Annotated in this window: 10 protein-coding genes; 3 read left to right on the top strand and 7 right to left on the bottom strand. The window is 42.3% G+C overall.

The genetic code is table 11. From position 1 onward, the window contains the following. Window positions 1-40 precede the first annotated feature (40 nt). Window positions 41-976, bottom strand: a complete 936-nt coding sequence (cbiB, locus tag TW85_RS03665; RefSeq protein WP_046015704.1) for an adenosylcobinamide-phosphate synthase CbiB — start codon at window positions 974-976, stop codon at window positions 41-43. 131 nt (window positions 977-1,107) lie between these two features. Here cbiB and TW85_RS03660 point away from each other — a divergent pair, with 131 nt between their 5' ends. Next, on the top strand, window positions 1,108-2,589 hold the full coding sequence (locus TW85_RS03660; RefSeq protein ID WP_046015903.1) for a cobyric acid synthase: 1,482 nt from the start codon (window positions 1,108-1,110) through the stop codon (window positions 2,587-2,589). A gap of 304 nt (window positions 2,590-2,893) precedes the next feature. On the opposite strand, the gene TW85_RS03655 is transcribed toward TW85_RS03660, so the two are convergent. Further along, window positions 2,894-4,270 carry an MATE family efflux transporter gene (locus TW85_RS03655; protein ID WP_046015703.1) on the bottom strand — a complete coding sequence of 459 codons (1,377 nt, stop codon included), beginning with the start codon at window positions 4,268-4,270 and terminating at the stop codon, window positions 2,894-2,896. Window positions 4,271-4,511: 241 nt separating this feature from the next. Here TW85_RS03655 and TW85_RS03650 point away from each other — a divergent pair, with 241 nt between their 5' ends. Beyond that, a complete protein-coding gene (locus tag TW85_RS03650) occupies window positions 4,512-5,432 on the top strand; it encodes a lysine exporter LysO family protein (protein ID WP_046015702.1) in 921 nt (306 codons plus the stop codon). A gap of 96 nt (window positions 5,433-5,528) precedes the next feature. Here TW85_RS03650 and TW85_RS03645 read toward each other — a convergent pair whose 3' ends face one another. The 3 genes from TW85_RS03645 to rho form a co-directional block, all read right to left on the bottom strand. Continuing rightward, window positions 5,529-6,242, bottom strand: a complete 714-nt coding sequence (locus tag TW85_RS03645) for an NAD(P)H-flavin reductase (protein WP_046015701.1) — start codon at window positions 6,240-6,242, stop codon at window positions 5,529-5,531. 81 nt (window positions 6,243-6,323) lie between these two features. Beyond that, window positions 6,324-7,817 carry a 4-hydroxy-3-polyprenylbenzoate decarboxylase gene (ubiD, locus tag TW85_RS03640; protein ID WP_046015700.1) on the bottom strand — a complete coding sequence of 498 codons (1,494 nt, stop codon included), beginning with the start codon at window positions 7,815-7,817 and terminating at the stop codon, window positions 6,324-6,326. Window positions 7,818-7,923: 106 nt separating this feature from the next. Next, window positions 7,924-9,189, bottom strand: coding sequence for a transcription termination factor Rho (gene rho / locus TW85_RS03635; protein ID WP_046015699.1), 1,266 nt, complete (start codon window positions 9,187-9,189; stop codon window positions 7,924-7,926). A gap of 508 nt (window positions 9,190-9,697) precedes the next feature. Here rho and TW85_RS03630 point away from each other — a divergent pair. Then, entirely contained in the window at window positions 9,698-11,215 is a 1,518-nt protein-coding gene (locus TW85_RS03630) for a Ppx/GppA phosphatase family protein (protein WP_046015698.1), read from the top strand. A gap of 70 nt (window positions 11,216-11,285) precedes the next feature. On the opposite strand, the gene ppk1 is transcribed toward TW85_RS03630, so the two are convergent. After that, window positions 11,286-13,628 (bottom strand): polyphosphate kinase 1, encoded by a 2,343-nt coding sequence (ppk1, locus tag TW85_RS03625; RefSeq protein WP_052701818.1) that lies wholly within the window; start codon window positions 13,626-13,628, stop codon window positions 11,286-11,288. A 209-nt stretch (window positions 13,629-13,837) separates the two neighbouring features. After that, window positions 13,838-14,827, bottom strand: a complete 990-nt coding sequence (hemB, locus tag TW85_RS03620) for a porphobilinogen synthase (protein ID WP_046015697.1) — start codon at window positions 14,825-14,827, stop codon at window positions 13,838-13,840. Window positions 14,828-14,855 lie beyond the last annotated feature (28 nt).

Below are 14,855 nucleotides of genomic sequence, written 5' to 3'. Positions count from 1 at the left end.
GACCAAAGGTCGAATTAAAACTTATAAGGGGAAAGCGATATTAAAAAAGCGCAATAAAGGCGACAAACAAAAACCAAAGGTAGAGGGTCTTATCAACCAGAGCGATAGATCTTGCAAGATCTTTAGCTTGAGGAGCTTGTCCTTTTCCTAAAACAGGGCGAGATTCAGTTTTACCAAAATAAACAGCCTCACCACCAACAGCCAAGCCTAAAGAAGCAGCGCCCGCCGCCATGACAGGGCCTGCATTAGGGCTTTTCCAACTGGCTTCTGGCGCGCTTGCCGCCTGCATGGCATTCGAGTATTTACCACACAAAGCATAACTAAATACCACCAGCTTGGAGGGAATATAATTAAGCACATCATCTACTCTTGCAGCACACCAACCAAAATGTAATAGCTTACTTGTTTTGTAGCCCCACATGGCATCTAGGGTGTTAGCAAGGCGATACAAAATTGCCCCCGGCACTCCTAAAATCAAAAACCAAAAGATAGGAGCGAACACAGCATCACTGCCATTTTCTAAAACAGATTCAATGCCTGCTTTGGCTACTTGTTCTTCATTCAGTGTTTGAGTATCTCGACTAACAATATAAGAAACGGCAATACGTGCCTGCACTAGGTCTCCTTTCATCAAAGGCTTGGCAATAGCAAGTCCATGCTCCCTTAAGCTTTGCCAGCCAATGCTAAAGTAAACAATGACAACCGCTAAAGCATTTAGAATCAATGTCGGCAGTAGGTGCTCAAGCAGACTCCAAAGCAGTAATAAAGGCACCACAGCCAACAGCCAAGCAAAGACACCAAATAACCTTTGACTGAATACGGACCAACTTAGGGGTAATTGACACCAAGCTTGGCATTGATCAACCCAACGGCCAAAAGTAATAAGAGGATGCCAAGGTTTTGGTTCGCCCAAAACTCGGTCCATGATAAGAGCAAGTAAGAGAATAATAGCGCTAGCAAAAAAGGTATCTGTCATCTTTCAATCTTAATAGACCCCTGTGTGATACTTAAAAAGGGTCATGGGAATAGGTGATTTTTTCAATCAGGAACATACGTTAGATGGTAGAATTCTACCACCTTATTACCCTGAATAGTGATTCAAAGATAATGACAGCATTTAGCCTAATGATTCAAGGCACTACCTCTGACGCAGGTAAAAGCACTCTTGCCACGGCCCTATGTCGTTTACTTAAACGCCGTAATCTCGCTATTGCGCCATTTAAGCCACAGAACATGGCGCTTAATAGTGCGGTCACTGCATCAGGCGGTGAGATAGGCCGTGCTCAGGCAGTTCAAGCCTATGCCGCTGGCATAGAACCTCATATTCATATGAATCCTATTCTGCTTAAACCAAATACAGACATAGGCGCTCAAGTCATTATTCAAGGTAAAGCCATAGGTAATATGAATGCGCGCTCTTACCATGACTACAAAGAGACGGCTAAAGTTGCTGCTCTAGATTCTTTTAAACGCCTTAGCGAAACCTATGACGGCATCATTATTGAAGGCGCAGGTAGTCCAGCAGAAATCAACCTAAGAGCCAAAGACATTGCCAATATGGGCTTTGCAGAAAGTGTGAACGCGCCTGTCATTATTATCGCCGATATTGATAAAGGCGGCGTTTTCGCTCACCTTGTTGGTACGCTCGCCCTACTCAGCCAAAGCGAACAAGACAGAGTCATCGGCTTTGTGATTAACCGCTTTCGTGGTGATGTGAGTTTACTGCAATCTGGCCTTGATTGGCTGGAAGAGCATACAGGCAAGCCTGTGTTAGGCGTCTTACCTTACCTCAAAGGTTTTCACCTAGAATCTGAAGATGCTGTCGCTGATTCTACCCCTGTTGAAAAACAAGCAACTAAATTAAAAGTCGTCATTCCTATCTACCCAAGAGTCAGTAACCATACTGATTGGGACGCTTTACGTTTGCACCCTGAGGTTGAAGTCATACTGGTTAAAGAAAACCAGCCCTTCCCTGCTGCTGACCTGATTATCTTACCTGGCTCTAAAAGCGTACAGTCAGATTTAGCTTATTTGAAACAACAGGGGTTTGAGCCTTATCTAAATCACCACTTAAGATATGGTGGCAAAGTGATTGGTATTTGTGGCGGCTATCAGATGCTAGGAGATTGCCTTAACGATGCACTTGCGTTGGAGAATCATACACCAACAACTAGCCAAGGTTTTGGCCTGATTCCCATGCAAACGGACTTATCTCCAGATAAACAACTGACACAACAAACAGCAAAACTTGCTTGGGGAGAAAGCGCCACTATTACTGGTTATGAAATTCACGCTGGTGTTGCTTCTTTTACTCAAGAGCATCAGGCATTCTGTACTTTCGCATCCGGTGAAAACGAAGGTTATTTGGCCGATGACAATGCTATTATTGGCACCTACTTACATGGCCTGTTTGATCACCCAGAGGCATTAGCTGCTTTATTAAATTGGGCGGGGTTAGATGCCGCAGCCGCTTTTGATTACGATGAATATAAAAACAAAGAAATAGATAGGCTTGCAGATAGTTGTGAGGAGCACATGAATATTGATGCGCTTATCGATAAGGCCAAAGCATTTAAGCTTACTCTTTAGCCTCTCTCGCATTTTAGAAAATAGATACAAGTCAGGCTAAACATTCTATTGTTTAGCCTGATACATTTTATTTAAGGAACCTGCGATTAAGTAACCTCTTCTCAGTCTTTTCAGAAAAAGCGTCAAGCAAAGCGTCACTTTGATGTAATTTAGGCATTCTTCAAAGACCCGAAGGGCGTGGTCTAAAAGCCCTATCTTTAAGTTGAGGGCCTTATTAATAGAATAACTATTAAGTTTCGCCCCTCGCCATAAATCTAGAGTCTTTTATCCACACGCTGAGGCGGTGGGCTTATTCACAGACTCCTTAAGCAACAACCCCTGCTTCTTCGTATTTTATCTTACGCTTCAATGCACGGTTAACGACAAAACGGAATCTCAGTATTAACAACAAAGACAAGAGCGCGAGACCTGAGCCTAGACCAATATAAAACCCTCTTACATTCAATTCTGTCGCCCATGGGCTGAAGTGTGCTAACCAATAACCTAGCGGTAGGCAAAGCACAAATAATGAGATGGCAAAGGCGATCATGGAAAAGCGAGTATCCCTAAAGCCACGCAACCCACCGGTAAAGACGGTCTGTAGCATGTCGGCCACTTGATAAGCCGAGGAAATTATCAACAAGCCTGCAGCCATAGCAATAATGTCAGGATCTGAGCTAAAGAAAGTTGGAATAGTTTCATTAAAGGTTTGAGTCACTACAAAGCAAATAAAGACATAGCTTAACCCTAAGCCAACAATCACTCGCATGCGTTTACGCACTCCTTCCACGCCCTCTTTTGATAATGATTTAGCTACCACTATCGCCGTCACAGCACTCATCGCCATTAACGGCGTGAAAAGCAAAGAAGTATAAGACATGATAATTTGCCCAGCACCAATGGCCAAATCCCCAAAGCTAGAGATTAACCAAGTCATTGACGAGAAAAGGCCAATCTCAAAGGAGAATGCAAGGCCTGCTGGTAAACCAACATTAAGTAAGATGCCAAACCTGAATAGGTATTTCGTTTTGATCTTGGTAAATAAGGTCTTAGGACTAAAAAACTTATCGTAGACAAAGAATAAAGTAATACTGAAATAAATTGAGATAGTTGAAGCTAAAGCGGCACCCGCTGCGCCCATTTCAGGGAAGCCAAAGTTACCAAAAATAAAGAGATAGTTAAGCCCAGCATTCATTAACAAACCAATAGCGGCCGCAATCAAAGGAAAGTTAGGTCTACCCGCTGCTTCAAATAAGTTCTTATAACCAACAGTAAAAGCAAGAGCAGGAATCGCGGGCGCAAGTATCTGTAGATATTGAGCACTCACTCTTTGGGTTTCTTCTTCGGTTGCCATCATGATAGCGAAATACGGCAAGATGAAAGCCACAGTTAATGCTGCTAATAAACCAACGGTTAAACACACACCTAAGGTTTGCGACATGTAAATATTAACCATCTTCATTTGGCGACCATGAAGATGACGGGTTACTAATGGGGTTAGGCCAAAAGTGATGCCCATTAAGAAACAACCCACAGGTGTCCACAAACTAGAGGCCAACCCTACGGCGGCCAAATGATAAGGGCTATAGTTCCCTAACATGAGGGTGTCGACCATGCTTATAGACAATTCTAAGGTCAAGGTTAGTACCATTGGCATTAATAAATGCAGCACTTCTTTTAACACCGGCCAACGATCTAACATCACTTAATCCTTATAAATTTACGCCTATCAAGGTCATCCTGAAACGCCCTAAAAAGGGGCGTATTGAGATAATCGGGCCTAATGTATCACTTTATTTTAGGAATGGCAGCAGATCCTTTTCAATCTGCGCCACCTGATTTTCACTATATGATTTAGTACTTGCTAAGCCATTGAAATAACATGAGAATTGCCGATCAGTTCGATTTTAGAAATTTACGCAAGTAGCGACACGGACAGCAAAATGACAATACTCGTAACACTTGGCCCATTACTTTTAGCTCTACTAGCGGGTTATTGGCTAAAGATTCATTTTTTCTCAGAAAAATTTATCCAAACAAGCCTTACTTGGCTGACTTACCTTATTTTAGGCATGATAGGTTTTAGTATTGGAGCGTTAGAGAATTTACCTGAAAAATTGGTCATTGCGGGTGCCCAAGCTCTAGTCTTCTTCGCAGCGATTTCAGTTCTGGCAATTACCGCCCTTTGGTATACAGGCAAGCACTTTAACCCAAGTGAAAAATCACTTCATACTCAAGCAAAAGCTGAGGATGTGAAAATCAGTTTTGCGGTATTTTCTGATGCTATTAAAACCCTAGCCTTTGTATTGATTGGGCTTATCATTGGCATTTTTGCTTCTGACAGCTTAACTCATGTCGATACCATAGTGACTTATCTGCTTTACCTGCTGCTCTTTTTAATCGGCCACCAGTTACAGCAAGGCAACTATCGGTTACGCAAACTTTTCTTAAATACCCAAGGTCTCATTATTGCGTTTACTACGGTAGCGACCACCCTTTTAGGCGGATTGATTGGCGCTTTAGCTCTGGATTTACCAGTCAGCCACGGTCTTGCTGTCGTGTCTGGCTTTGGCTGGTACAGCTTATCCGGCATACTCATCACAGGTCTTGGCAACCCGGTATTAGGAACCACTGCATTCTTATTGGATATAGGGCGTGAGATTCTAGCCTTACTCCTCATTCCAGTCTTTTGTCGCATTAACAGCCATGTTTCTGTTGGTTATTCAGGTGCCACCGCCATGGACTTCACACTGCCTATGTTAGGCAAGTTTCATGGGGCGGATATTATCCCGACAGCCATTGCAAGCGGCTTTATCATGAGTTTACTTGTACCTATTCTCATTCCACTCTTTATGGGTCTTTAATTCCTCTACAACCTTTTATCTACAAAGAAAGCTCCCAATAAAAAACCGCTTTTAGATATTCTCTAAAAGCGGTTTTTTTAGATCTTTTGCTGGTGTTTAAAGTTGTGGTTTCTCTGGACGAGGTGCGTAAGCAAATACATCAGAGAAGCTAGCATCATGAACAAGCCCTGCTTCTTCTAGTTTATCCAATGTGCCATATACCATACCTGGCGAACCGCTCACATAAGCCACAGAACGACTTAGATCTGGGTTATCAGCAACAATCTTTTCATATAACCAGCCAGTTGTACCTTGCCAATCATTATCCGCTTCATTAGCAACTAGGCTGATATTATCTTTACTTTCAATCCAATCAACTAAGAAACTATCTTCCGGTGTACGCACACCCCAGTATAAAGACACCTTACCCTGATAATTTTGCTCAGTAAGGGCATCATACATACTCTTCATTTGTGCAAAACCAGTTCCACCAGCCACTAATAAAACTTGTTCAACTGAATCCTGCAAAGCGCCGTTTTCGATATGGCAATCACCACCAGGAATCTTAAGGCTCACTGTTTCATTATCTTTTAGATAAGAAATCACTTTAAACGCCAAAGACTCTTCATCTGCGACCAAAATATAAAGCTGTAAGCTTGGTAGCTCATGGGCAGCACTGCCTATGGAGTAAGGGACACTTTCACCACTTGGCAAATGAATCATCAAATATTGCCCAGCAATAAAGCTATCAACAGGCACATCAAGGCTAACCTGATACACATTTTGGTTAATTAGCTCAACCTTGCTTACCTTTGCGATTACTTCGTTCACGCTATTACTCCGTTCTCTCGTGTCTGCCCTTTTGGGCTTATTTTTTAATTTTGCCTTGTGATGACTAGGTATAAGGCAAATTTACTTTGCTGATTTACCTGAAATCGCCTCTTCGATACCTAAAGAAGACCAAATATCATCTACTTTATTTTTCACTTCCGATGTCATTTCAATGGGAACGCCCCACTCTCTATCGGTTTCACCCGGCCACTTGTTCGTCGCGTCCATCCCCATTTTGGAACCTAACCCAGAAACAGGTGAGGCAAAATCCAAATAGTCTATCGGGGTATTTTCAATCAAGGTGGTATCCCTTGCTGGGTCCATACGAGTGGTAATTGCCCAAATCACATCATTCCAATCTCTGGCATTAACGTCATCATCACAGACAATCACAAATTTGGTGTACATAAACTGACGCAAGAAAGACCAAACACCTAACATGACACGTTTAGCATGACCTGGATATTGCTTCTTCATGGTCACCACCGCCATACGATACGAACAGCCCTCAGGTGGTAAATAGAAATCGACAATTTCTGGAAACTGCTTTCTAAGTATAGGTACAAATACTTCATTTAAAGCAACACCCAAAATAGCGGGTTCATCAGGTGGACGCCCTGTATAAGTACTATGATAAATAGGATTCTTACGCTGAGTAATACGCTCTACCGTAAAGACAGGGAAGGTATCTTGCTCATTATAGTAACCCGTATGGTCACCAAAAGGCCCTTCGACCGCTTCATCATCTGGATAGATAAAGCCTTCCAATACGATTTCCGCACTGGCAGGTACTTGTAAATCATTACCAATACATTTGATAAGTTCTGTTTTACTGCCTCTTAACAAGCCAGCAAACGCATATTCAGACAAGGTATCTGGCACAGGTGTTACCGCGCCTAAAATAGTCGCTGGATCGGCTCCTAATACCACAGTGACAGGGAAAGGCTCACCTGGATGCTCCTGTTGCCACTCACGAAAATCTAATGCACCACCACGATGAGATAACCAGCGCATAATCAGGCGGTTTTTACCAATCAACTGCTGGCGATAAATGCCCAGATTTTGACGTGATTTATGCGGACCTTTGGTAATTACTAACGGCCAAGTCACTAACGGCGCAGCATCACCAGGCCAGCAGGTTTGAATCGGTATCTTATTAAGGTCAACTTGGTCACCTTCGAGCACTTCTTGCTGACAAGGTGCTGATTTAACTACTTTTGGCCCCATGTTCATGACTTGCTTGAAAATAGGCAGTTTTTGCCAAGCGTCTTTCATGCCTTTTGGCGGCTCAGGCTCTTTCAAGAAAGCTAACAACTCACCAATTTCACGAAGTGCGGTAACAGACTCTTTTCCCATCCCCATAGCAACGCGTTTTGGCGTACCAAACAAGTTAGCCAATACAGGCATGTCATGGCCTTTAGGGTTCTCAAATAACAAAGCAGGCCCTTCACTACGTAAGGTTCTATCACTGATCTCTGTCATTTCAAGATAAGGGTCAACTTCGGCTTGTATACGAATCAGCTCCCCTTTTTCCTCAAGGACAGCTATAAAGTCTCGAAGGTCTTTGTATTTCATGACGACTCTCTTAGGACATAGTTTCGCCTAAGTTATGGCCAAACTAAATAAAAAATGAGGCAAAAAAAACCACTATAAAAGTGGTTTTTTTAACTAGGGTTTAGGCTTATTTACCTTTACCCTTCATAGCATCAAAGAACTCATCATTGGTCTTGGTTACTTTCAGACGGTCAATCAAGAATTCAGTTGCGGCAACATCTTCCATCGGATTAAGCAGCTTACGCAGAATCCACATACGTTGTAGTTCGTCTTCAGATGTTAGTAAGTCTTCACGACGAGTACCAGAGCGACGGATGTTAATCGCAGGGAAAGTACGCTTTTCAGCAATCTTACGATCTAGGTGAAGTTCACAGTTACCTGTTCCTTTGAATTCCTCAAAGATAACTTCATCCATTTTAGAGCCAGTATCTACCAAAGCAGTCGCTATGATAGTTAAGCTACCACCTTCTTCGATATTACGAGCAGCACCAAAGAAACGCTTAGGACGTTCAAGTGCATTGGCATCAACACCACCGGTTAATACCTTACCAGATGAAGGAATGACAGTGTTGTAAGCACGGGCTAGACGAGTAATAGAGTCTAATAGGATAACGACATCACGTTTGTGTTCTACCAAACGCTTCGCTTTCTCTATAACCATTTCAGCCACTTGTACGTGACGGCTTGGCGGCTCATCGAAAGTAGAAGCAACCACTTCGCCACGAACTGTACGTGACATTTCAGTTACTTCCTCAGGGCGCTCATCGATAAGTAATACAATTAGGTGTGTTTCTGGGTTGTTGCGGGTAATCGCATTAGCGATATTTTGTAGCATGAAGGTTTTACCTGCTTTTGGCGGAGAAACCACCAAGGCACGTTGCCCTTTACCCATTGGAGCAACAAGGTCAATGATTCGTGAAGTGACATCTTCAGTAGAACCATTACCTGCTTCCATTACCAAACGCTGATCAGCGAATAGCGGAGTTAAGTTTTCAAAAAGAATTTTGTTACGAACGCTGTCAGGCTTATCAAAGTTAATTTCATTAACTTTTAGCAACGCAAAATAACGCTCACCATCTTTAGGTGGACGAATCTTACCGGCAATTGTGTCACCTGTACGCAAGTTGAATCGGCGTATTTGGCTAGGTGATACATAAATATCATCAGGACCTGCTAAGTAAGAACTATCTGGTGAACGCAAGAAGCCAAAGCCATCTTGTAAGATTTCCAAGATACCATCGCCGTAAATGTCTTCGCCGCTTTTAGCGTGTCGCTTAAGAATAGCGAAAATAACATCTTGTTTACGGGATCGAGCAAGGTTATCTAACCCCATTTCAGCTGCGATGTTTAATAGTTCTTGTACTGATTTCTGTTTTAATTCGGTAAGGTTCATAAACGGATTTTTACGATTTCTAATTGAGGAAAATTGACAGGACTACTCTAATTTGACAATACGTTGATATATACATATTTAATCTTAATCAGGAAGCTTCTTAATAATAATTTGACCGAGACACAATTTCTGAAACAATGTTGAAAAATAGCGCGTAACGATTTGATTGGAACTCTTATTCTCAAAGCCTATAACCTATTGCTTAAGCGCAATAAATAAAAGAAATAAACGCATTTGAATGATCAAGAACACACCTACTATAGTTGGTGTTATTGTTAAGGTCTATAGAAAAAAAATGGAAAAATCACTTTTTTGATCAATTTTTAGCAAATTTTACATTTTAAGCCTGTTAGACCGCGTTATTGAGTCCCTCAGGAGGAATTAAGCGTAACTAAAAGTCGCATAAATTCACTAAAACTATGCCCATAATTACGCAAATTCATGACTTATCAGCTCATCTAAGATAACCTGCACCTGTATTAACCAAGCACAATAAGGTTCCTTTTGCATGCAGTCACTTTTTCAACAACCTGCTCACAATCTTCCTTTTGAAAAAATTGCCGCGATCGATCTAGGCTCAAACAGCTTTCACATGGTCATAGCTCAAGTCACCCATGGACAACTCAGAGTCGTGGGAGAGTATGGAGAAAAAGTACAACTGGCGGCGGGTCTGCAAAATAATATTTTAGATGATGACTCTCAACAAAGGGGCTTAGCTTGCTTAACACGCTTTGCTCAAGTAATTGAAAACATGCCCTTAGGCTCAGTTCGAATCGTCGGCACCAATGCGCTTAGGGTTGCTAAGAACCGTTATGACTTTATTGGCGAAGCCATGGATATCATTCCACATCCTGTAGAAGTCATTGCGGGTCGAGAAGAAGCCCGCCTAATTTATGTGGGCGTTGCTAATACCATGGACCATGGGGAGCAAAAACGTTTAGTTGTCGATATAGGGGGCGGTAGTACAGAGTTCATTATAGGTAGTCAGCAAAAGCCTATCCTAACCGAAAGCTTGCATATGGGTTGTGTTGGTTTTAGACAACGCTTCTTTAAAGATGGCAGCATTACTAAATCGAACTTCCAAAAAGCGGTGACAGCGGCAAGACTTGAAATGCTCAGTATTCAAGATGATTATCTTGAAGAAAACTGGGACCTCGCCATAGGTTCCTCCGGCACGATTAAAGCTGCTTTCAATATTATTAAGGAAAATAACTGGGGTAAAAAAGGCATTACACTCAAAGGCATCAAGATTATTCAAAAAGCACTATTTGATGCAGGCCATGCCGACAACCTTGATCTTGCAGGCCTTAAACCAGAACGTAAAACCACCTTTGCCGCCGGCCTTGCTATTTTGACAGCCGTATTTGAATGCTTTCAGATTAAAAGCATGGACCTATCCGTTGGCGCATTACGTGAAGGTGTACTCTTTGATGTGATGGGGCGCTACGCAGAGAAAGACATTCGCGAAACAACAGTTCAATACCTTTTAAACCAATACCACATAGATAAAGAGCAAGCGAAACTTGTTGCCCACACTGGCCTATCTGCTTTGGCTCAAGTAAAAGAAGATTGGCAAATAAACAGCATTTCTAGTGAAAACTTCTTACGCTGGTCAAGTTTGCTTCATGAGGTAGGTATGGGAATATCCCATAGTCGATACCACAAGCATGGGGCTTATATTATCAGTGAATCTGATTTACCGGGATTTTCTCAACAAGAACAACAGGCATTAGCGAACTTAATTTTGCGCCACCGCCGCAAGTTTACTCAATCCTTAAATTACCGCTTTACTCGAAGAGACCAGCAGGAGTTAGATCGTTTAGCCGTCTTACTTCGTTTTGCCATCAACCTTCACCATGACAGAAAAGAAGGTGATATGCCTATCTTTTCAATGAAGGCAAAAGATAACACCCTACACATAGAGTTCTTACCTGGCTGGCTTGAAGCGCGGCCATTAACTTACGCTAATTTACAGCTTGAAGCCGATTACCTATTAGCTAAGAACTTTACCCTTACCTTTAGTTAATAAAAAAGCTAGATACAAAAAGGCCGAGAATGATTCTCGGCCTTTTTATTCCTACGATTAAATAATCAAACTAGTCAGCCAAATTACTTAACAAGGTACGCTGTGCGCTTCTGTACTCGCCCTTACGAGGTTTATTAAGTTGGTATGAACCATCATTTTGTAGCACCCAGCTTTGAGTATTATCCGTAATATAGGTTTCTAACTCTTTCTTAACACGTCTTGCTAGTTTTGGGTCTTGAATAGGGAAAGCAACTTCAATTCGGTTATTCAAGTTTCTATCCATACCATCAGCACTTGATAGGTATACCAAAGGAGAACGGTTATTGTAGAAGTAATAAACCCTTGTATGCTCCAAGAATCGCCCAATAATTGAGCGCACCCTGATATTGGAAGACACACCTTTGATACCTGGACGTAAGGTACAAATACCACGCACAATCAGGTCAATTTTAACCCCTGCTTGAGACGCTTTATAAAGCGCCTGCACTAGCCTTTGCTCGGTAAGCGAATTCACTTTAATAATGATTCTAGATGGATTACCACTTCTCGCACTTTCAGCTTCTTTGGCAATCATATCCAGTAAGCGGTCTCTTAACGTAAAAGGTGCGTGAAGAATTTTCTTCACTTTCAACTCTTTACTCATACCAGTTAACTGCTGGAATACCTTATGGATATCTTCACCAATATCACTGTCACAGGTTAGCAAGCTATAGTCAGTATAAAGACGCGCATTACCAGCATGGTAGTTACCTGTCCCTAGGTGTACGTAGCGTCTTAAAACACTGCCTTCACGACGTACTATCAATATCATCTTAGCGTGTGTTTTATGACGTACAACGCCATAAACAACAATGGCTCCAGCATCTTGAAGCCTACTTGCTAAGGCAAGGTTTTCCGCTTCATCAAATCGCGCCCTTAATTCGATAACTACTGTCACCTCTTTACCATTACGCGCAGCATCTACTAGCGCATTAGCAATAGGAGAGCGAGCACCAGTTCGGTAAAGAGTTTGACGAATGGCCACCACATTTGGGTCTTTCGCGGCATTACTTAAGAAATCAATCACAGGGGCGAAAGATTCATAAGGATGCATCAAGAGGTAATCTTTTTGCCTTATCGCCTCAAACATATCATCTCCTTTGGAGGTAGACAGTTTGCGTGGCAACCCTGGAGAGAATGGCGAGTACAGGAGATCAGGACGATCAACGAGATCAAGAACAGCGAGCAATCGACTTAAGTTAACAGGGCCATCAATCAAGTAAAGGTCATTTTCATGTAGATCAAACTGATCAAGCAAGGAGGTGATCACGCTTTTTGGGCAGTTTTCAGCAACCTCTAAACGTACCGAGCTACCATAATGGCGTGTTTGTAACTCAGTCCTTAAAGCACCTGCCAAATCTAAACCAATATCGTCTGAATCAACTTCCAAGTCAGCATTACGTGTCAGACGGAATTGATAACTCCCTTTCACCGTCATACCAGGGAAAAGCTGATCCGCATGAGCATGAATGATAGAAGATAAAAAAACTAAGTTATCACCATCTTCACTCACTTCTGCAGGCATTTTGACCAAACGCGGCAAAGAGCTCGGCGCAGGCACGATAGCAAGACCATTCTCACGCCCAAAAGCATCTCGCCCTTCTAGTTCAACAACGAAGTTGAAGGTTTTATTAGCAAGACGAGGGAAAGGGTGAGCTGGGTCTAAGCCAATCGGACTAATAATAGGCAAGACATTTTCGCGGAAATACTTTTTAACCCAAGCCGCTTGTGACTCAGTCCATAAACTACGGCGTATAAAGTGAACATTATGTTCAGATAGTTTAGGAAAGATAATGTCATTTAAAATGCGATACTGGCGACGAACTAGCTTATGGGCCTGATCACTGATTTGACGTAAAACTTCTTTTGGATAAAGGCCATCAGGACCAGTTTGTTCACGGCTAAATTCTAATTGGCTTTTTAGGCCAGCGACACGAATCTCAAAGAACTCATCCATATTGCTGCTAAAGATGCATAAAAACATTAGGCGATTTAATACAGGATGGTTCTCATCCATCGCCTGCTCAAGCACACGAGCATGGAAAGCAAGGTTGCTTAACTCTCGGTTAAAGTATAATTCCGAGTCATTTAAATCTATTTCTTCCGGTTTGCGTTTTTCGATCGCAACCTTCTTCTGATCTTGCGGTTGTTCTGGGATGGTTTCCAACGCAGGTTCATTTACTTCAACGACATCAGAAGCCGGTGCCTCTTTTTTTTCAGTCGGTTCCTTTTTATCTGATGTCTTTTTCTCTAATGTCTTTTTTTCTGGGACTTTTTTGTCTGCTACTTTCTTCTCAGTCACGCTTTTATCCACCAGTTTCTTATCTAGTATTGTCGTTGTATCTGGTGCAATTTTTCCTGCTAGGTCAGCCATGAGTTTTACTACCCCAATTCAACAAAGGTGCAATTGCTTAACTCTTTTTCTATATCAAAAAGAGTTTATTTTTTAAAACTACTCTTACCTGTATAACACAATTTTATGAAGTTAACGTACATCCTTGTGCTAACTCACATTTTTATTGCAAATTTATTCAAGCTTGAGCAGTTTCACACTCATGGTCGCAAGTTAAGATGACTTTTTGATTACCCCTTCAATAATCGCGCAACGTCTTTCGCAAAATAGGTCAAAATGCCATCTGCACCCGCTCGCTTAAAGGATAAAAGTGACTCCATCATGACACTTTCTTTATCCAGCCAACCATTGGCAAATGCCGCCATTTGCATGGCGTATTCACCACTAACCTGATAAGCAAAGGTAGGGACAGCAAGCTCTGTCTTAACTCGACGCACAATATCCAAATAAGGCATACCAGGTTTGACCATCACCATATCCGCACCTTCTTCTATGTCTAGCTGCACTTCACGAATAGCTTCATCAGAATTAGCGGGATCCATCTGGTAGTTAAACTTGTTACTTTTACCTAAATTGCCACTAGAACCTACCGCATCACGGAAAGGGCCATAGTAAGCAGACGCATATTTAGCCGAATAAGCCATGATACGGGTATTGATAAATCCATTGGCTTCAAGCGCTTCACGAATAGCACCAATTCGACCATCCATCATATCAGAAGGGGCAACAACATCAGCGCCAGCTTTAGCATGAGAAAGAGCCTGTTGAACTAACACCTCTGTGGTCACGTCATTTAAAACATAACCTGTGTCATCAATAATGCCGTCTTGACCATGAGTGGTAAAAGGGTCAAGGGCAACGTCAGTAATCACACCTAGATCAGGGAAAGCCGACTTAAGTGCGCGAACCGCTCTCTGGGCTAAACCATCATCAGAATAGGCTTCTTCCGCTTCAAGCGACTTTTTCTCAGCGGGTACAACAGGGAACAAAGCAATAGCAGGCACGCCTAATTCAACAAGCTCAGCGGCTTCAAGTAAAAGCTGATCAAGAGATACTCGCTCTACACCCGGCATGGACGGTACGGTTTCTCGCTCGTTTTCACCTTCTATCACGAACATTGGATAGATTAGGTCATTCACTGTTACTTGGTTTTCCTGCATTAGGCGACGAGAAAAACTGTCTTTACGCATTCTGCGCATACGCACTAGAGGGAATGTCATTAGGTTGCTCCTTAAAAGCCTCTTAATT

It is taken from the genome of Marinomonas sp. S3726 (genome assembly GCF_000967665.1).
Lineage (GTDB): Bacteria > Pseudomonadota > Gammaproteobacteria > Pseudomonadales > Marinomonadaceae > Marinomonas.
The sequence above is the reverse complement of the archived record's forward strand: the minus strand, read 5'-3'. Positions and strand labels throughout refer to the sequence as shown.